The organism is Serratia sp. N21D137 (assembly GCF_047530005.1).
GTDB classification, from domain to species: Bacteria; Pseudomonadota; Gammaproteobacteria; order Enterobacterales; family Enterobacteriaceae; genus Chania; species Chania fonticola_B.
Window position 1 is genome coordinate 1 of record NZ_JBLJAJ010000019.1, and the last position, 19,005, is coordinate 19,005.

Annotated in this window: 18 protein-coding genes; 10 read left to right on the forward strand and 8 right to left on the reverse strand. The window is 56.4% G+C overall.

Going from position 1 to position 19,005, the window contains the following annotated elements:
* Positions 1–1,043: 1,043 nt before the first annotated feature.
* Genes hemY through hemC form a run of 4 tightly spaced genes read right to left on the reverse strand, consistent with a single transcriptional unit; the run spans position 1,044 to position 5,066 of the window.
* Complete coding sequence (hemY, locus tag ACMV5H_RS15585; RefSeq protein WP_414822068.1) at positions 1,044–2,237, reverse strand: protoheme IX biogenesis protein HemY; 1,194 nt, start codon at positions 2,235–2,237, stop codon at positions 1,044–1,046.
* A 3-nt stretch (positions 2,238–2,240) separates the two neighbouring features.
* Entirely contained in the window at positions 2,241–3,365 is a 1,125-nt protein-coding gene (hemX, locus tag ACMV5H_RS15590; RefSeq protein WP_021807757.1) for a uroporphyrinogen-III C-methyltransferase, read from the reverse strand.
* A 22-nt stretch (positions 3,366–3,387) separates the two neighbouring features.
* Positions 3,388–4,128: a uroporphyrinogen-III synthase gene (gene hemD / locus ACMV5H_RS15595; RefSeq protein WP_414822069.1), complete on the reverse strand. Its 741-nt coding sequence runs from the start codon at positions 4,126–4,128 to the stop codon at positions 3,388–3,390.
* On the reverse strand, positions 4,125–5,066 hold the full coding sequence (gene hemC, locus ACMV5H_RS15600; protein ID WP_021807759.1) for a hydroxymethylbilane synthase: 942 nt from the start codon (positions 5,064–5,066) through the stop codon (positions 4,125–4,127). The genes hemD and hemC overlap by 4 nt, the downstream gene beginning before the upstream one ends.
* A 314-nt stretch (positions 5,067–5,380) precedes the next feature.
* Here hemC and ACMV5H_RS15605 point away from each other — a divergent pair, with 314 nt between their 5' ends.
* A complete protein-coding gene (locus tag ACMV5H_RS15605) occupies positions 5,381–7,939 on the forward strand; it encodes a class I adenylate cyclase (RefSeq protein ID WP_021181540.1) in 2,559 nt (852 codons plus the stop codon).
* Between the two features lie 42 nt (positions 7,940–7,981).
* On the opposite strand, the gene cyaY is transcribed toward ACMV5H_RS15605, so the two are convergent.
* Complete coding sequence (cyaY, locus tag ACMV5H_RS15610) at positions 7,982–8,302, reverse strand: iron donor protein CyaY (RefSeq protein ID WP_021807760.1); 321 nt, start codon at positions 8,300–8,302, stop codon at positions 7,982–7,984.
* A gap of 78 nt (positions 8,303–8,380) precedes the next feature.
* Here cyaY and lptM point away from each other — a divergent pair, with 78 nt between their 5' ends.
* The 6 genes from lptM to uvrD all read left to right on the forward strand — a co-directional run bounded on the left by lptM (position 8,381) and on the right by uvrD (position 14,034).
* On the forward strand, positions 8,381–8,575 hold the full coding sequence (gene lptM, locus ACMV5H_RS15615) for an LPS translocon maturation chaperone LptM (protein WP_301178823.1): 195 nt from the start codon (positions 8,381–8,383) through the stop codon (positions 8,573–8,575).
* Between the two features lie 69 nt (positions 8,576–8,644).
* Positions 8,645–9,469 (forward strand): diaminopimelate epimerase, encoded by an 825-nt coding sequence (gene dapF / locus ACMV5H_RS15620; RefSeq protein WP_021807762.1) that lies wholly within the window; start codon positions 8,645–8,647, stop codon positions 9,467–9,469.
* Positions 9,466–10,170 (forward strand): DUF484 domain-containing protein, encoded by a 705-nt coding sequence (locus ACMV5H_RS15625; RefSeq protein WP_021807763.1) that lies wholly within the window; start codon positions 9,466–9,468, stop codon positions 10,168–10,170. Before dapF ends, ACMV5H_RS15625 begins: the two co-directional genes overlap by 4 nt.
* A complete protein-coding gene (gene xerC / locus ACMV5H_RS15630) occupies positions 10,167–11,078 on the forward strand; it encodes a tyrosine recombinase XerC (RefSeq protein WP_414822070.1) in 912 nt (303 codons plus the stop codon). Before ACMV5H_RS15625 ends, xerC begins: the two co-directional genes overlap by 4 nt.
* Positions 11,078–11,794, forward strand: coding sequence for a 5-amino-6-(5-phospho-D-ribitylamino)uracil phosphatase YigB (gene yigB, locus ACMV5H_RS15635; protein ID WP_021807765.1), 717 nt, complete (start codon positions 11,078–11,080; stop codon positions 11,792–11,794). The genes xerC and yigB overlap by 1 nt, the downstream gene beginning before the upstream one ends.
* A 77-nt stretch (positions 11,795–11,871) precedes the next feature.
* Positions 11,872–14,034 carry a DNA helicase II gene (gene uvrD / locus ACMV5H_RS15640; RefSeq protein ID WP_021181533.1) on the forward strand — a complete coding sequence of 721 codons (2,163 nt, stop codon included), beginning with the start codon at positions 11,872–11,874 and terminating at the stop codon, positions 14,032–14,034.
* Between the two features lie 344 nt (positions 14,035–14,378).
* Here the strand turns inward: uvrD and ACMV5H_RS15645 are convergent, their stop codons facing one another.
* Entirely contained in the window at positions 14,379–14,852 is a 474-nt protein-coding gene (locus ACMV5H_RS15645; protein WP_021807766.1) for a WbuC family cupin fold metalloprotein, read from the reverse strand.
* A 208-nt stretch (positions 14,853–15,060) separates the two neighbouring features.
* On the opposite strand from ACMV5H_RS15645, the gene ysgD reads away from it, so the two are divergent.
* The 3 genes from ysgD to ACMV5H_RS15660 all read left to right on the forward strand — a co-directional run bounded on the left by ysgD (position 15,061) and on the right by ACMV5H_RS15660 (position 17,443).
* Complete coding sequence (gene ysgD / locus ACMV5H_RS15650) at positions 15,061–15,132, forward strand: YsgD/CorL family protein (protein WP_363136375.1); 72 nt, start codon at positions 15,061–15,063, stop codon at positions 15,130–15,132.
* A 166-nt stretch (positions 15,133–15,298) separates the two neighbouring features.
* Positions 15,299–16,249, forward strand: coding sequence for a magnesium/cobalt transporter CorA (corA, locus tag ACMV5H_RS15655; RefSeq protein ID WP_021807767.1), 951 nt, complete (start codon positions 15,299–15,301; stop codon positions 16,247–16,249).
* A gap of 132 nt (positions 16,250–16,381) precedes the next feature.
* Positions 16,382–17,443, forward strand: coding sequence for an AbrB family transcriptional regulator (locus ACMV5H_RS15660; RefSeq protein WP_209524014.1), 1,062 nt, complete (start codon positions 16,382–16,384; stop codon positions 17,441–17,443).
* Here the strand turns inward: ACMV5H_RS15660 and rarD are convergent.
* Together rarD and ACMV5H_RS15670 are read right to left on the reverse strand one after the other, a co-directional pair.
* Entirely contained in the window at positions 17,435–18,322 is an 888-nt protein-coding gene (rarD, locus tag ACMV5H_RS15665) for an EamA family transporter RarD (RefSeq protein ID WP_021807769.1), read from the reverse strand. The genes ACMV5H_RS15660 and rarD overlap by 9 nt on opposite strands.
* Positions 18,323–18,423: 101 nt before the next feature.
* Positions 18,424–18,894 carry a thioesterase family protein gene (locus ACMV5H_RS15670; RefSeq protein ID WP_021807770.1) on the reverse strand — a complete coding sequence of 157 codons (471 nt, stop codon included), beginning with the start codon at positions 18,892–18,894 and terminating at the stop codon, positions 18,424–18,426.
* Positions 18,895–19,005: the final 111 nt, after the last annotated feature.

Consider the following 19,005-nt stretch of genomic DNA (forward strand, 5'->3'; position numbering starts at 1 on the left):
GAAGAACAGCAATCTCCACTCTTAACTCCAATGTTAGCATCGGCAGCTCGCTTAAAACTGCCAGTTTTACCCATGGTGGGTCCATTTTACATTGGCATGTGGGTCATTTTTACATCGGCGCTAACAGATAAACAATGCAACGACTTCTGGAGCATATCGGCATCATGCCGTTCTTGCCCCAGATAACAGTCGTTTTATTTCAGGCAGGCATTACGTCGGTAATCAGAGATTGATGGTGCCGAATGAGAAGTCTACGTTTTTGAAAACGGTGATGATTTTGTTAATCAGTTTCATAGTGGCAGTCCCCAGAGAGTTATTAATAGTGTGATTCACGTCACACAAATAGGCTACACCTGGCCGCCAAATCGATCAAGTATTTTGTGATGTACCTCACAAAAATATTAAACCAGCGTTTTATTTTATCGCGAGTCGTTTTATCGAGCGGCTTTATCTTGGCAAACCCTGCGAAATTTCAACCTGCCTCCTTTTGTCCTTTATGGGCATGCCTGTTGTCGTCAGTTTGAGACATTTAACCTAATGATTTTAATCAATAAAAAAGACTTCTCATTAACCCGTCGTTTTAAGGCGACAGGATCTGTAGAGGGGCAAATAGCGGCGAACAGGCGGGAAAAATCAGAGGGGTTAATGAAGATAATTTTAAATCGTTTAAATTCAATATGATGATTTTATTTTTTGTTTGTTGGCACTCAGTAGTCAAAAGTTGGCACGCCAAGTGCAATATCTCTATCGTAGATGCTCATTCCACTTCTTATGTTCGCCTTAGGCCTCATAAACCCAGGAATGATGCAGAGCCGATTTTAGGGTGCCTATTGCCCACCTGAACGATGAAAGGGTTGCTTGCAACGGCTTCATCACACTCCGGGCAAAACGTTGAGTGAGGCACCACCCCAGTTGTCCTAGACCTGATTGCTTCTTTTATACACTTGTCTCGCGGCAAGTGTTTTTTTTTGCCCCAAGGAAAGTTTCAGGCAAAAAAAGGGCCCAGCACGGCATGCTGAGCCCTGACAAGCCAACCGGGGAGGTTACTCGCCGTTTTGCTTAAGCGTTAACATCAGCCCTTCACGGCGCATCTGTGTGGCTTCGTCGCTGCGGTGCAGCTTATCCAACGCATCTGCCAACCAGGCGTAGTCGTAGGCATCTGGCCGCTGTTGCAGTGCTGCATGGAACGCATCACTGGCTTGCTGCCATTCACCGTGCTTCATCAGTAACTGACCCAGCGTGCTGTTAAGCAACGGCGTCGCGCCATGCTGCTTGATCTGTTGGCGTAACGCTTTTTCCAACTGTTCCGGGTTGCCAGACTTGATACGTGGGATCAACAACACCAACCGTTCGTCGTATTGGCGCTTCAGACCGTCCAGCACAATGCTTTGTGCCAGTTCATGGTCATTACACTCAATAAGATGTTCCACCATCGCTACCTGTAGCGGGATTTCGTGGCGGATTTTACGGCTCTGATCTTTCCACCAGCGTTTTAATCCTTCACTGCCTTCATCGACCATGGCCTGATTCATCAGGCCGATATAGGCCTGTTGCTGTAAAGCCTGTAGCTCTTCTTCGCTGTGCAGGTTGATTTTGCTCATCGAAGGCAGAATTTCCAGCAGTGAGGCATAAGCTCCGGTGCGCAGATAGGCCTGCTCCGCCAGCCGCAGCACTTCCGGGTGACGCGGTGCCTGATTCAGCAAGCTATCGACGCCGTGCCGTGCCGCATGGGCTTCACCCTGAGCTAACTGAATACGCACGCGGGTAATGTCTACCGGCAACTGATCGGTATCGGCAGCCTCTGCGGCACGCTCCAGATACTGATTGGTGCGGAAGCCATCGCCACGTTGCTGCGCAGCTTCCGCCGCCAGCAGGTAGTTCACCACCGGTTGCTCGGCATGATCGGCATTGCGGGTCAGCAGTTTCTCTACCTGCTTGTAATCCCCTTCCGCCAGTTTGATCAGCGCCGCTTTGGTTTGTTTACGGGCGCGGCTGCGTTTGCGGCCAAGGAACCAGCCACGGGTGCGCGCGCCAGTGCGGAAGACGCGGCGCAGGATCCATTCGATGACAAACAGCGCCAGGAACAGCAGCACCGCCATAATCACCAGACCGGTGACGCTGGTTTCGACGTTGTAATTGTCGGTCTGGATCAGCACATAGCCTTGGTGCCCGGCCAGCATCGGCCCCAGCACCAGGCTGGCAATCAGCACCAGAAACAGGAATAACACGCGTAACATGGCTTATCCCTCCTGGTGAGTGGCAGGGGCCTGGGCCAACAGATTACGCACCCGGGTCTGCATCAGTTTTTCCAGCATCGGCTGGCTTTTCAGCTGGCCCGGTACGTCCATGGAGATCGATTGCTGGCTCAGGTTGTCCAACTCTTCCAGGAACGCCTTGGTAGCCGGATCGGTGGTATCGAAGTAGGCGCGTACCCAGGTCGAAACCGTTTCCAGCGACTGTTTATACACTTCGTTCTGATGGCGAGGGATAGCCTGTGCGGCAACCAGCAGGCGCGAACGGATATTCTCACGCAGGTAGACATCCTGATTCGGCGCCAGCAGCGGTTCGGCACTGCTATCGCGACGGCGGACGGTAATAAAGTCCGCCATAAAGTTGTGCCAGCTCTTGGTCAGGTTTTGACGCCATTCGCTCAACGAACTGGACAGCTCGCCGTCGTCTTCATCCATTGGCCGTTCATCACGGTTGTTATCCGCCAGACGCAGGTCGTCGACCTGATTGGACAGCTGGTTGACCTTCAGGATGATGCCGTCAAAATCTATCTGCGCCACGGCGGAAAGGGTACCGACATCTTCGGTGATGGCGCGGCGAATATCGATCAGGCTCGGATCGTTCATCTCTGCCAGGCTGGCGTCGGCGCTTTTCAGCAGCGCAGCCGCGGTGGTGACATCCTGATCGCTCCACAGTTTACGGCCTGCCATTTTCACCAGGAAGTCCGCCTGTGCCAGCAGCCAGGTTTTGGCATCGCTGCCGGAAATGGTGGCAACCTTATCTTGCAGTTCATTGAGCTGACGCACCAGCGAAGTTTGCTCGCGATCGGTGGCCTCCAGCGTTTTACCCTGCTGTTGCAGCAAGCCTTCCAGTGCGCTCTTTCCCTGCTGCTGGCTCTGCTTCAGTTCTGCCAACTGTTGTTGTAAAGCCTGGTTGGCGGCAATCAATGTCTGCGCCTGCTGGTGCGTGTGATAATAGCCGCCAGCACCCAGAGCGATGACGAGCACGATGGCAATCGCACCTAATACCGGGCCGGTGTTCTTGCCTTTCCGGTGGTCAGCGGCTGGCTGCTGGGGGCTCTCAACCGCTGGGTTTGATTCTTCAACCGCGGCGGATGGAGTGTTTTGTTCCGTCATAGTGGCACATCCCATAGTCAGGTTATTGTAGCGCGCGGATCAGCGCGTCATTATCTGCGTTTTCAGCTACCCGAATCGTGCTCCAACCCAGCTCCTGGGCAAGGGTAGCAAGACGTTCACTGACCACTATCAGGCGGCAACGTAACAGCCAGGAAGAGCGATAGTAATCAGGAACTAAAGTATAGAGCTGTTGTAACATTTCACCGCTGGTCACTACCAGCGTATCGATACCGGCGCGTTGCCAATGGGCACTTTGCTCACTGCCATCATAATGCACCGGGCTGCGTTGATAACATTCATAATAGCTTACCACTGCCCCTCGCTCAGCCAGCGTCTCGCCTAGCAGCTCGCGGCCGCCGTTACCTCGCATGACCAACGCTCGTTTACCGGTGAGCTGTTGCAACGCGGGTAGCAGCAAAAGCATTTCGCTGATTTCACGTTCACGCGGATAGTCTACCGGCAGGCTGCTGATGCGATGCATTGCCAGTGCGGTGGTGCGGCCAATAGCATAATAGGATAACTGGCCAGGCCATTGAAGCCCGGCACGATTGATGACCGAACTGGCATAGCTGACGGCGTGCTGCGACAGGGCAAACACCAGATCGCCCGCCTGCAACTCTGCCAGCCCCTGAGGTAAGCGGACAAGATCGTTACCGGGGGCGAAGTCGATCAGCGGCGCGTGAAAGGCAACCCGGCCAAGTGCGCGCAGGCGGCTCACCAGTTGTTCCCCGGCGGGAGAAGGGCGGGTTACCAGAATGGTCATGCCGGAGGATTTCCCTGATAAACGTCATGCAGGATCTCACGGGCACCGGCAGCCAACAGTTCTTCTGCCAGTTCTATACCCATTTGCTCAGCCTGTGCCGACGGGCCACGGCGTTCACCGCAGACCATCTGGCTGCCGTCGGGGGCACCGACCAGCGCACGTAACCACAGCTCATCGCCTGTCAGTTCGGCATAGCTGCCGATGGGAACCTGGCAGCCCCCTTCCAGGCGGGTGTTCATCGCCCGTTCTGCGCGGACACGAATTTCGGTTTCGCGATGGTTGAGAGGGGCCAGCAAAGCTCGGGTGACGTCATCGTCAAGGCGGCACTCGATACCGACTGCGCCCTGGCCGACGGCGGGCAAGGATTCTTCCGCGCTCAGCGGGCAGCGGATACGCTGTTCCAGACCCAGACGTTTTAGCCCGGCCACGGCCAGAATAATGGCGTCGTAATCGCCGTTATCCAGTTTACCCAACCTTGTGCCGACGTTGCCACGCAGATCGCGCACGATCAGATCCGGGCGACGGCGACGCAGCTGGCATTGACGGCGCAGGCTGGAGGTACCGACCACGCTGCCTAGCGGCAGTTGATCGAGCGAGGCAAAGTTATTGGAGACGAAAGCGTCACGCGGGTCGTCACGTTCACAGATGGTGACCAGCCCCAAGCCTGCGGGGAAGTCGACGGGGACGTCTTTCATCGAGTGCACGGCAATGTCTGCCCGGCCTTCCAGCAGAGCCAGCTCAAGTTCTTTGACGAACAGGCCCTTACCGCCAACCTTGGCCAGCGGCGTATCCAGAATGATGTCGCCGCGCGTGACCATAGGCACCAGTTCCACCTGCAGGCCAGGGTGGCTAGCCATCAGACGCTGCTGAACATAGTGTGCTTGCCATAGGGCAAGTGGGCTCTGACGGGTGGCAATTCGAATAATTTTGTCTAACATGCTGGTTACCGTTTTTATAATTCGCCGTCCATCCTACCACTGAGGATCAAAACTGTCAGTGCAAGAAGCCACAGGCGGAGAAAGGACAACGGAATCAAAGGGGCGTGAGGAGAAGTTGGCGGCAGTTCACACTGCGGGTAAATCATTTATAGAAGTGCTAGGATAAGTGTGTCGCTTTACCTCCTTTACGGTCAATCAGCAAGGTGTTAGATTGATCACGTTTCCAGCAATAAGTCGTCAAAAATTCTTCTAAACTAAAGACGCAGCGGGAATACGGGTTTTTTTCAAGCATCGGGATAATCAGGCGAGACGTCTTGTACCTCTACATCGAGACACTGAAACAAAGACTGGATGCGATCAACCAACTACGTGTCGATCGTGCCCTGGCGGCCATGAAGCCCGCGTTCCAACGGGTCTACAGTCTGCTGCCTACCTTATTGCACCACCATCATCCACTGATGCCGGGCTACCTCAACGGTAACGTTCCCCATGGCATCTGTATCTACACGCCTGATGAAACCCAACAAGCCTATCTCAATGATCTAGAAGACAAATGGGGTAGCCCGTTTGAAAAAATGGCCACGGGTGAACTGCCGATTACGGCGCTTTATTCCATGGGCAGCACCTCCTCGATCGGCCAGAGCTGCACTTCGGATCTGGATATCTGGGTCTGCCACCAATCTTGGCTAGACAACGAAGAACGCAGCCGCCTGCAGCAAAAATGCAGCCTGCTGGAGAAATGGGCGGCCTCGATGGGGGTGGAAGTCAGCTTCTTCCTGATCGACGAAAACCGTTTCCGCCATAACGAAAGCGGCAGCCTGGGCGGAGAAGACTGCGGCTCGACCCAACATATTCTGTTGCTCGATGAGTTCTACCGCACGGCCGTGCGTCTGGCAGGGAAACGTATCCTGTGGAACATGGTGCCGGGCGAAGAGGAAGCGCATTACGATGAATATGTGCTTTCGCTCTATTCCCAGGGGGTACTAACCCCGAATGAGTGGCTGGATCTCGGCGGATTGAGCACGCTCTCCGCTGAAGAGTACTTCGGTGCCAGCCTGTGGCAGCTGTATAAGAGCATTGATTCGCCCTACAAGGCGGTGCTGAAAACGCTGCTGCTTGAAGCCTATTCATGGGAATATCCGAAAACTCAGTTGCTGGCGATGGGGATCAAACATCGTCTGCACCAGGGGGAGATCGTCTGCTTTGGCCTTGATGCCTATTGCATGATGCTGGAGCGCGTCACCCACTATCTGACTGAAATCAACGATACCACCCGCCTTGACCTGGTTCGCCGCTGCTTCTATCTGAAGGTCTGCGAGAAGCTGTCGCAGTCCAACAACGCCACTATCGGCTGGCGGCGGGAAATCCTCAGCCAACTGGTCAGTGAGTGGGGCTGGGACGAAGAGCGGTTGGAGATCCTCGATAATCGGGCTAACTGGAAGATCGAACGGGTGCGCGAAGCCCACAACGAACTGCTGGATGCGATGATGCAAAGCTATCGCAACCTGATCCGCTTCGCTCGCCGCAACAACCTCAGCGTCAGTGCCAGCCCGCAGGATATCGGAGTGTTGACCCGTAAACTGTACGCGGCCTTTGAGGCACTGCCGGGTAAGGTGACGCTGGTGAACCCGCAGATTTCACCCGACCTGTCAGAAAACGACCTGACCTTTATTCACGTGCCGATTGGCCGCGCCAACCGCACCGGCTGGTATCTGTATAACCAGGCACCGGAGATGAGCTCGATCGTCAGCCATCAGCCGCTGGAATATAACCGCTATCTCAACAAGCTGGTGGCCTGGGCCTATTTCAACGGCCTGCTCACTTCGCGCACCCGCTTGCATATCAAGAGTGGCAATATCTGCGACACCGCCAAACTGCAGGAATTGGTTACCGACGTGTCGCACCATTTCCCGCTGCGCTTGGCCGCTCCGACGCCGAAAGCGCTCTACAGCCCGTGCGAAATCCGCCATCTGGCGATTATCGTCAACCTGGAAAACGACCCGACGGCGGCTTTCCGTAATCAGGTGGTGCATTTCGATTTCCGTAAGCTGGACGTGTTCAGCTTTGGCCAGCAGCAACAATGCCTGGTTGGCAGTATCGATCTGCTGTATCGCAACTCATGGAACGAAGTGCGTACCCTGCATTTCAGCGGTGAGCAGTCGGTGCTTGAAGCGTTGAAGACCATTCTGGGCAAGATGCATCAGGATGCGGCACCGCCGGAATCGGTGGAGGTGTTCTGTTACAGCCAGCACTTACGTGGCCTGATCCGTACCCGCATTCAACAACTGGTTTCCGAGTGTATCGAGCTGCGTCTTTCCAGCACTCGCCTGGAGCCGGGCCGGTTTAAAGCGGTGCGTGTGGCCGGGCAAACCTGGGGCCTGTTCTTCGAACGCCTGAGCGTGTCGGTGCAGAAGCTGGAAAACGCCGTGGAGTTCTACGGGGCGATCTCCAACAACAAACTGCATGGCCTGTCGATCAAGGTGGAAACCGATCAGGTGCATTTGCCACCGGTGGTTGATGGTTTTGCCAGCGAGGGGATCATCCAGTTCTTCTTTGAAGACACCACGGATGATAAAGGCTTCAACATTTACATTCTGGATGAGTCGAACCGGGTTGAGGTTTATCACCATTGTGAAGGGAGCAAAGAGGAGTTGGTGCGCGACGTCAGCCGCTTCTATTCCTCCTCACACGATCGCTTTACCTACGGCTCCAGCTTTATCAACTTCAACCTGCCGCAGTTCTATCAGATTGTGCATATCGATGGCCGTACCCAGGTGATCCCATTCCGCAGCAATGCGCTGTCGAACCTGTGTATCTCGGTCGCCGACGGCAATGCCGCACAGCCTCTGAAGCAACAGTTCCAGCTGCATTAATGCTTGAGGGCGCAGTTCATTGCTTGCGCCCCTCTGCAAAACTCAGCTAAAACTGACCGTCTCGCCGGACTGTGTGCTGGCCGCCTCACTCAGCAACTCATAAAATTCCCGGCCGCTGCGATCGCAATGCCAGCTCTCGTCACGATAGCTAAAGTGATAGCCACCGGCCTTGGTGGCCAGCCACACCTGGTGCAACGGCTCCTGACGGTTGATCACAATCTTGCTGCCGTTTTCGAAGCTTAGCGTCATCACCCCGCCGTTAGTTTCGTAATCGATATCCGCATCACCATCAAAATCGTCCAGGGTCTGTTCAATATTCAGCATCAGTTGGTCGGCCAACTGGTGAAACTCGCTATCGTTCATATTCGATTCCTATTGCTTTTCATGATCCACCTGCGATTATAGTGAGCTTGGACGCATGAATTACAGGCATTAATGCAAATGAAAAAACAACTACGCTATGCGCTGATGGCCGTTTTGCTGGCTGGGCTCTCTGGCTGTGGCCTGAAGGGCCCGCTGTATTTTCCACCGCAGGACAAACCGGCAGAGCAACCGGTAACCAGTGCTGGCACCGTTAGCAAAAACCAACAAGAACCCGCTGGCACTCAGCAGCAACCGTCGATGAGCAATCAGTAATGAGCCTTTATGGTGGTTGATGCCACCATAAATATCAGACGGTACGTCGTCCAGATAGCGGAGTATGATATGCAGTTCTCCAAAATGCACGGTTTAGGCAACGACTTTATGGTGGTCGATGCCGTTACACAGAACGTCTATTTTTCACCTGAGCTGATCCGCCGTCTGGCCGACCGGCATTTGGGCGTGGGTTTTGACCAGATGCTGGTGGTAGAACCGCCGTACGATCCCGAACTCGATTTCCATTACCGTATTTTCAATGCTGACGGTAGCGAAGTGGCCCAGTGTGGCAACGGCGCCCGCTGTTTTGCCCGCTTTGTGCGCTTGAAAGGCTTGACCAACAAACGTGATATCCGCGTCAGCACCCAGACCGGGCGTATGATCCTGAGCGTTACCGATGATGACCTGGTGTGCGTCAATATGGGTGAACCGAATTTCGATCCGCAGATCGTGCCGTTTCGCGCCACCAAAGCGGAAAAGACCTACATTATGCGCGCGGCGGAACATACGGTGCTGTGCGGCGTAGTCTCAATGGGTAACCCACACTGTGTGTTGCAGGTGGACGACGTGAAAACGGCCAAGGTGGAGCTGTTGGGACCGGTGCTGGAAGGACACGATCGCTTCCCGGAACGTGCCAACATCGGCTTTATGCAGGTTGTGAACCGTGAGCACATCAAACTGCGGGTTTATGAGCGTGGTGCCGGTGAAACGCAGGCCTGTGGCAGTGGTGCCTGTGCTGCCGTGGCGGTGGGCATTCAACAAGAGCTACTGGCGGAAGAGGTGCATGTCGAACTGCCTGGCGGTAGCCTGCATATTCGCTGGAAGGGGCCAGGGGAGCCGTTATTCATGACCGGCCCGGCCACCCATGTTTATGACGGATTTATTCACTTATGAAGCAGGTTGACGATCGGATAGCCATGGGCGTTGAGCTTGATGATGACACGGTGATGCAATTTCTGATGCAGAATCCGGACTTCTTTATGCGCAATGCACGGCTGGTTGAACAGATGCGAGTGCCTCACCCGGTGCGGGGCACGGTATCTTTGGTGGAGTGGCATCTGGCGCGTCAGCGCAACCAGATCACCCAGTTGGAAGAAGAGATCACCTTGTTGATGGAGCAGGCCAGTGCCAACGAATCGCTGTTTGGCCGCCTGCTGCATCTACAGGCTGACCTGGCCACCGCCAGCAGCCTGCAGGATATGCTCAACCGCTTGCAGCGTTGGGCGCGCGGGTTTGGGCTGGCAGGGGCGAATATCCGCCTGTTTGCCGATCGCTGGAATATTGGCGCACCGTCGGATTTCACCCATCTTGGCCTGACGCGCTCGGCGTTTGAGCCGCTGCGTATTCAACGCCTGGGCGATCGCTATCACTACCTCGGCAACCTCAATGGCCCAGAACTGCTGCTGTTGCTGCCGCAGGCCAAACAGGTTGGCTCCGTGGCGCTGTCATTGCTGGGGGATCAGGGCGATCTTGGCATGGTGATCTTCAGCAGCCGCGATACTCAACATTATCAACAGGGGATGGGTACCGTGATGCTCGGCCAGTTGGCGCGTATGTTGCCAAAACTGTTGGAACGCTGGATAGAACGCGCATGACCGGCGTAGCGGCCAACCTGCAACCGCCGGTGGACGCTTTCCTGCGTTATTTAAAGGTGGAGCGGCAACTCAGCCCACTGACTCAGATCAGCTATTCGCGCCAGCTGCAGGCGTTGATCGCCATGGCAATCGAGCTGGGCATCAGCGAATGGCCGATGCTGGATGCCGCCAGAGTGCGTCAGCTGGCAGCCCGCAGTAAGCGCGCCGGATTGCAGTCTTCCAGCCTGGCGCTGCGCCTCTCCGCATTACGCAGTTTTCTGGACTGGCTGGTTGGCCAAGGTGTGATAAGCGCCAACCCCGCCAAAGGCATCCGCACGCCGCGCAGTGGCCGTCATTTGCCGAAGAATATCGACGTCGACGAAATGAACCAACTGCTGAATATCGATCTCAACGATCCGCTAGCGGTTCGCGATCGTGCGATGCTGGAAGTGATGTACGGGGCCGGGCTGCGTCTGGCCGAGCTGGTGGGGTTGGATTGCCGCCATGTCGATCTGGGCGGCGGTGAGATCTGGGTGCTGGGGAAAGGCAGCAAAGAACGTAAATTGCCGATAGGCCTTACGGCGGTTACCTGGCTGGAGCACTGGCTGGCGCTGCGCGATCTGTTTGCACCGCAGGATGATGCCATGTTCCTCTCCAATCAGGGCAAGCGCATCTCGGCGCGCAACGTGCAAAAACGTTTTGCCGAGTGGGGCGTCAAGCAGGGCGTCAACAGCCATATCCATCCGCACAAGCTGCGCCACTCTTTTGCCACCCATATGCTGGAATCGAGCGGCGATCTGCGCGCGGTGCAGGAGTTGCTGGGGCACGCCAACCTGACTACCACGCAAATTTATACCCACCTCGACTTTCAACATCTGGCGAACGTGTACGATGCCGCGCATCCACGCGCCAAACGAGGGAAATCCTGATGCACTTTTACCGTCCGTTACGCCCACTGGCCGCGCTGACTTTCGATCTGGACGACACGCTGTATGACAACCGCCCGGTGATCAAGCAGACCGAGCATGAGTCGGTGGCCTTTTTGCAGAACTACCATCCGGGATTAAGCCACTTTCAGTCGGCGGACTTCCACCGTTTGCGGCAGGAACTGCGTGAACAGGATCCGGAGATTTACCACGACGTTACCCAATGGCGCTGGCGGGCGGTCCACTTGGCGTTGAGCCGTCAGGGGCTGCGCGATGCTGAAGCGTCCATCGGTGCCGATGCCGCCATGCAGAACTTTGCCCTGTGGCGTAGCCGGATCGATGTGCCAGAAGCCACTCACGCGACCTTGCGGGCGCTGGGGCAACGTTATCCGCTGGTGGCGATCACCAATGGTAATGCCGATCCGGCCCAGTGCGGGTTGGAGCAATACTTCCAGTTTGTGCTGCGCTCCGGGCCAGATGGCCGCGCCAAGCCGTATCAGGATATGTATCAACTGGCGGTCGAAAGGTTGGGCGTGGCACCGGAACAAATCCTGCACGTCGGGGATGACCTGACCACCGACGTTGCCGGGGCGCTGCGTTCGGGCCTGCAAGCCTGTTGGATCAACGACCGTCAGCGGAGCCTGATGCAGGTAGCTGACAGCCGCCTGCTACCACATATTGAGATTTCGCAGTTGGCATCGCTGACAGCATTGTTATAATCCCAGCAGAACTCTGTATAAATTCCCAGTGGAAAGCGCGTGGAAGCGGGTTTTCCCTTTACCAATCAATGGTGCCTATGGACGTTTCCGACCTGCTCGACAGCATGAATGATAAACAACGTGAAGCCGTGGCTGCGCCACGCAGCAACCTGTTGGTGCTGGCCGGTGCAGGCAGCGGCAAAACCCGGGTGCTGGTGCATCGCATTGCCTGGCTACTGGCGGTGGAGAACTGCTCGCCGTACTCCATCATGGCGGTGACCTTCACCAACAAGGCGGCGGCAGAGATGCGCCACCGTATCGAACACCTGATTGGTACCAGCCAGGGCGGCATGTGGATCGGCACCTTCCACGGCTTAGCACACCGCCTGCTGCGCGCTCATCATATGGACGCCAACCTGCCACAGGACTTCCAGATCCTGGATAGTGAAGACCAGCTGCGCCTCCTGAAACGTATAGTGCGGGCGCTGAACATTGACGAGAAGCAATGGCCGCCGCGCCAGGCGATGTGGTACATCAACGGCAAGAAAGACGACGGCCTACGCCCACAGCATATCGAAAGCTACGGCAACCCGGTGGAAGCCACCTGGTTACGGATCTATCAGGCTTATCAAGAGGCTTGCGATCGTGCAGGGCTGGTCGATTTTGCCGAATTGCTGCTGCGCGCCCATGAGCTATGGCTGAACAAGCCACATATCCTCAATCATTATCGTGAGCGCTTCACCAATATCCTGGTGGACGAATTCCAGGACACCAACCGCATCCAGTACGCCTGGATCCACATGCTGGCCGGGGGGAAGGCCAACGTGATGATCGTGGGGGATGATGACCAGTCAATCTACGGCTGGCGTGGTGCGCAGGTGGAAAACATCCAGCGTTTCCTGAAGGATTTCCCCGGTGCGGAAACGGTGCGTCTGGAGCAGAACTACCGTTCGACCAGCACCATCCTGAAGGCTGCCAACACCCTGATCGCCAATAACGACGGGCGCATGGGCAAAAACCTGTGGACCGAAGGTGCCGAAGGTGAGCCGATCTCGATTTACTGTGCGTTCAACGAGCTGGATGAAGCCCGCTTTGTGGTTAACCGCATCAAGGCCTGGCAGGACAACGGCGGCGCGCTGAACGACTGTGCCATCCTGTATCGCAGCAACGCCCAATCGCGTGTGCTGGAAGAGGCCTTGTTGCAAACCGCCATGCCATACCGCATTTACGGCGGCATGCGCTTCTTCGAACGTCAGGAGATCAAGGATGCCCTGGCCTATCTGCGGTTGATCGCCAATCGTAACGATGATGCGGCCTTTGAGCGCGTTGTGAATACCCCAACGCGCGGCATTGGCGATCGTACCCTCGACGTAGTGCGCCAGGCGGCACGAGACCGCCAACTGACGCTGTGGCAGGCTACGCGTGCGCTGCTGCAAGATAAGGTGCTGGCGGGCCGTGCAGCGTCCTCCCTGCAGCGTTTTCTGGAGCTGGTGGACTCACTGGCCCACGAAACCGCCGAAATGCCACTGCATGTGCAAACCGACCGGGTGATCCGCGATTCCGGGCTGTTCATCATGTATGAGCAGGAAAAGGGCGAGAAGGGCCAGGCGCGTATCGAAAACCTTGAGGAACTGGTCACGGCCACGCGCCAATACAGCTACCAGGATGAAGATCAGGATCTGATGCCGTTGCAGGCCTTCCTGTCCCATGCCGCGCTGGAAGCGGGGGAAGGGCAGGCAGATGCCTATCAGGACGCGGTGCAACTGATGACCCTGCACTCGGCTAAAGGGTTGGAGTTCCGCCAGGTGTTTATCGTCGGCATGGAAGAGGGGATGTTCCCAAGCCAGATGTCGCTGGACGAAGGTGGCCGCCTGGAAGAGGAGCGCCGCCTGGCCTATGTTGGCCTGACCCGTGCAATGCAAAAGCTGACGCTGACCTATGCGGAAACCCGCCGCCTGTATGGTAAAGAGGTGTATCACCGGCCATCACGCTTTATCGGTGAGATCCCGGAAGACTGTGTGGAAGAGGTGCGCCTGCGGGCCAGCGTCTCCCGCTCGGTAAGCCACCGCAGGATGGGGACGCCGATCAGTGAAAACGACACTGGTTACAAGCTTGGACAGCGCGTGCGCCATGCCAAATTTGGTGAGGGCACCATCGTCAACCTGGAAGGCAGCGGTGAACACAGCCGGTTGCAGATCGCGTTTCAGGGTGAAGGCATCAAGTGGCTGGTAGCAGCCTACGCCAAGCTGGAAACGGTGTAACATCCCCTCACCCCAACCCTCTCCCACAGGGAGAGGGAGCTCAAAGTCCCTGCTCTGTTGGAAGCAAGAAGATAATCTCAGCAAAAATTGAGTTTACCTTCACCTAAGGTGAGTCAACAAAAGTCCATGATGTATCACCGTTTTTTCAGTCCAACTCGATCGGTCCCCTCGCCCTTTGGGAGAGGGAGCTGATAGCCCCTGCTCTGTTGGAAGTAAGAAGATAATCTCAGCAAAAATTGAGTTTACCTTCATCTAAGGTGAGTCAACAAAAGTCCATGATGTATCACCGTTTTTTCAGTCCAACTCGATCGGTTCCCTGTGGGAGAAGGTGAGGGGGCAATAATTTAGTGAGTGAAACGATCGCCCACTTTGGCCGTCGCATACCAGCGCATCACTGCTTCGATCCCCTCGCCACCTTCCGGTGGAGCCCAGTGCATACAGTCTTCCTCGCCGAGCGCCTGATAAGGGCCCTGCTTCACTTCAAACACCACGCCACCCGGATCGACAGACAGCACGGCGTGCCAGGTAAACGCCGGCATCTCCAGCACCTTGGTTTCTTCGCCTAGCAGGGTACGTTGGGTGACCACGCCTTCGTCATTGAACTGCAACACTACGAAACGGCCACGCAGCGGGGTGAGTAACTCCCAGGTCTGCGGGTGGCGGTGTGGGCGAATATAGGTGCCAGGCTCCATGGCAATTGCCAGGCGCTGCACCGTATCGCTCAGCTCTTCATGTAAGGTACGGTGGGCACGCAGGCGTGGCAGTGTGGCTGCCTGTTCGCTCATGGTCGTCAAGTCGTGGGCGGTAATCTGTTTCATTTCGTCAATCCGCAATATTTCTGTGCGCTAATCTTAGCAAGATTCGTGGCTGCGGTCAGAGATCGCGACGCGGTTTTCCTTCAGGCGTGGTCCAGGTTGCGGGAGTGTTACAAACTGGCCTCAAGCGTGCTGAATTGTTGCGCGATTATCCACCCTAACCGGTTGACAGGCTTTTTCTTCTCGGCGTAACATGCGCGCACGAATATCAATGAGGACACACGCCTTGGACACACCCAGTAGATACTGGCTCACAGACCTGGACACCAGGTACAACTTCTAAGGCTATCCCATTGCGCTGATACCCTTCGTGGTTGTCGGCGACCCTCCCCAGCGTCGCTCCGAGTCAGATCTCTTCATGGTCTGGAACGAGCCGGTATTGCATACTTCCCTCGCTTTCTGTGCTTCAATGCGTTGTCTACCCCGTTACCATTAGGGAGTTTTGGCACATGCTAAGCGCTTTTAAATTAGATAACAGCCGCTTATCCCGTCTGGAGTTGGATGACTCAGATGATTTGACCTCGTCGCTGTGGGTTGACCTGGTCGAGCCGGAGGAGGGCGAACGCGAGCGCGTGCAAAATGAGTTGGGCCAAAGCCTGGCGACACGCCCCGAACTGGATGATATCGAAGCCTCGGCCCGTTTCTTCGAAGACGATGACGGCCTGCATATCCACTCCTTTTTCTACTACGAAGACGCCGAAGATCACGCGGGCAACTCTACCGTGGCATTCACCATCCGCGATGGCCGCCTGTATACCCTGCGTGAACGCGAACTGCCCGCTTTCCGGCTTTACCGAATGCGTGCGCGCAGCCTAAGAATGGTGGACGGCAACGCCTACGAGCTGCTGCTGGATCTGTTTGAAACCAAAATTGAGCAGTTGGCCGACGAGATTGAAAACGTCTACAGCGATCTGGAAAAGCTCAGCCGGGTGATTATGGAAGGACACCAGGGCGACGAATATGATGAAGCGCTTTCCACCCTGGCGGAACTGGAAGATATCGGCTGGAAGGTACGCCTGTGTCTGATGGATACCCAACGCGCGCTGAATTTCCTGGTGCGCAAGGCGCGTTTGCCAACCAGCCAGCTGGAGCAGGCGCGGGAAGTGCTGCGCGATATCGAATCCCTGCTGCCGCATAACGAATCGCTGTTCCAGAAGGTCAACTTCCTGATGCAGGCGGCGATGGGCTTTATCAACATCGAACAGAACCGCATCATCAAGATCTTCTCGGTGGTATCGGTAGTGTTCCTGCCGCCGACGCTGGTGGCCTCAAGCTATGGGATGAACTTTGAGTTTATGCCTGAGCTGCGTTGGTCCTTCGGCTACCCGGGGGCGATTGCACTGATGATCGTGGCAGGGCTGGCACCTTATCTCTACTTCAAACGCAAGAACTGGCTTTAAATCCGGCTCTCGTACGCTTCGGGTGGTGGTCTACACCACCGCCCCATTTTATCTTCAATGATCCCCGCTTTCGCCCGTTAAACCGGGGTAGAATATCCCCACTGCTTATCGGCTCGTAAGGCATGCGTCTTAATGGAGAAGTTTCCACGCGTCATTCAATGGCTGATCCTGCTGCTGGCTTCGCTGGTGTTGGGGTTTGGTCTACAGGCCTTCCATGTTCCTGCCGCCTTGTTGCTTGGGCCGATGATTGTCGGCGTCGCGATGGGGCTGCTCGGCGCTTCGGTGCGCATCCCTGGCCCCCTATTTATTGCTGCACAGGCGATCCTGGGTTGTATGATCGCCCAAAGCCTTTCGCCCAATATTCTTACCCCCCTGTTGGATGATTGGCCGCTGGTATTGCTGGTGCTGATCGCGACGTTGTTGGCGAGCGGCGTTTCCGGCTGGTGCCTGGTGCGTTTCAGTGGTCTGCCTGGCCCTACCGGTGCCTGGGGATCTTCCCCTGGCGGCGCATCGGCGATGGTGGCGATGGCGGGAGATTTCGGCGCAGATGTGCGGCTGGTGGCGTTTATGCAGTATCTGCGCGTGCTGTTTGTCGCGACGGCAGCAGCGGTCGTGGCGCGTATCGGCCTGGGAGATGAAGCTGGGCATGGGAGCGCCGCTCTGGAGTGGTTCCCCGCCCTCGACTGGCGCTTTGCCGGTACTTTGGCCGTAGCCGTTATCGGCTCCTGGTTAGGACCGCGCCTGCGCATTCCTTCCGGTGCGCTGATGTTGCCAATGATCGCGGGGGCGGCATTACATTCCACTGGCACCATGATGTTACAAGTGCCCGAATGGCTGCTGGCGCTGGCCTACACGCTGATTGGCTGGAGCGTCGGGCTGCGTTTTACCCGGGCCATCTTCCTGCTGGCATTGCGCACCTTGCCGCAGATGGTGGTCTCGATTGTCGCGCTGATGCTGTTTTGCAGCGGGCTGGGGTGGATGTTGACCCTGTTCCTGCCGGTCGATCTGTTGACGGCCTATCTGGCCACCAGCCCCGGCGGATTGGATACCGTGGCGATCATCGCCGCAGGCAGCCGGGTTGATATGACCTTTGTGATGGCGATGCAGACGCTGCGGCTGTTTACTATTTTGCTGACCGGCCCGGCGATGGCCAGATTCATCTCTAACCATGCCCAGCCGGTACAATCAACGTAGCTTTCGTTGCTGGTATAAGGCATCCAACAGGAACAACACCAACGCCGCCCAGATAAAGCCAAAGGTCACCAGCTTATCCTGGCCGATGGTCTCACCGTAGAAGGTGACTGCCAGCAGGAACATCAACGTTGGCCCGAGGTATTGGAAGAACCCGAGCGTCGACAGGCGCAGACGGGTGGCCGCTGCGGTAAAGAACAGCAGTGGCACGGTGGTGACCACCCCGGCGGCAACCAGCAGTAAATTCAGCGACCAGGGGTTGGCGCTCAGATGGCTGGTTGGGCTATCGGCAATCAGGAACAGGTAGATGGCGGCCACCGGCAGCAGCCACAGGGTTTCGATCAGCATGCCGGTTTGTGCATCAATGGCAATCTTCTTGCGCAGCAGGCCGTAGAAGGCAAAGCTGAAGGCCAGGCCAAGCCCGATGATCGGCAGCGAACCAAACTGCCACAGCTGTACCAACACCCCGGTAAAGGCCAAGGCTACGGCCACCCACTGCATACGGCGGAAACGCTCGCCCAGGAACAGCATCCCCAGCAGCACGTTCACCAGTGGATTGATGAAATAGCCCAGGCTGGCCTCCAGCATATGGTGGTTATTCACCGCCCAGATAAACAGCAGCCAGTTCCCTCCCACCAGCAGCGCGGTAACGGCCAGCAGCAGTAGCCGCTTGCGGTTTTTACAAGCGGCCCGCACCTGCGGCCAATTGCGGCCCAATGACACCAGCCCCAGCATAAAGAAGAACGACCAGATCACCCGGTGGGTGAGGATTTCATCGGCAGGGACCTGTTGGATCAGCTTGAAATAGGCGGGGGCGATACCCCAAATAAAATAGGCGGCCAGAGCAAAGAAAATGCCCTGCCGCGTCTGTTGTGCGTCCATGACGGTTACCGGGTGGGAAAAGGAGATGCGGTGATTTTACTGAAGATAACCGGCCGTGTCCCACAATTGTGTGGTGTATGGATCACAACCGGCTGGCACCCTTAGCCCACCAGGTAGGTGGCGGTGGCGCTGGCGATGTGTAAGCCATCGTGGTTATGCAGCTCAACGCGTGCCACCGCCACTTTATTACCGCTGCGCAGTACGCTGGCGGAAGCAACAAAATGCTCGCCGCGGCCTGGGCGCAGATAGTCGACGCGCAGATCGATCGTCCCCATGCGCGATAAACGGGACGCCAGCTCTTCCTCGATCAGCGGGTCCTGACGCATCAGCACGCTGCCCACGCACGCTAGCCCGGCGGCAACATCCAGTACGGAAGCGATCACGCCGCCATGCAGGATTTTCTGGGCGGCATTGCCCACCAGCTTAGGTTGGTTAGTAAAGCTCAATTCAACGTAGTCATCCTCAAAGCGGCGAAGCTCCAGCCCCAATTCACGGTTAAACGGCATGTGATAGACGAAGATTTCGCCTATTTTCTGGCGGGCGGCCTCGAGGGTCAAAGTTGTGTGTGACATAGTTCCTTTCTTTATTTGAGTTCGGCCAGCCGATGTACTGGTCAGTCCAGGTTAATGACTTGTGGATTTTATGCTTATCTTTTGTTGCTTTCCAGGCCTGGCAGATAAATG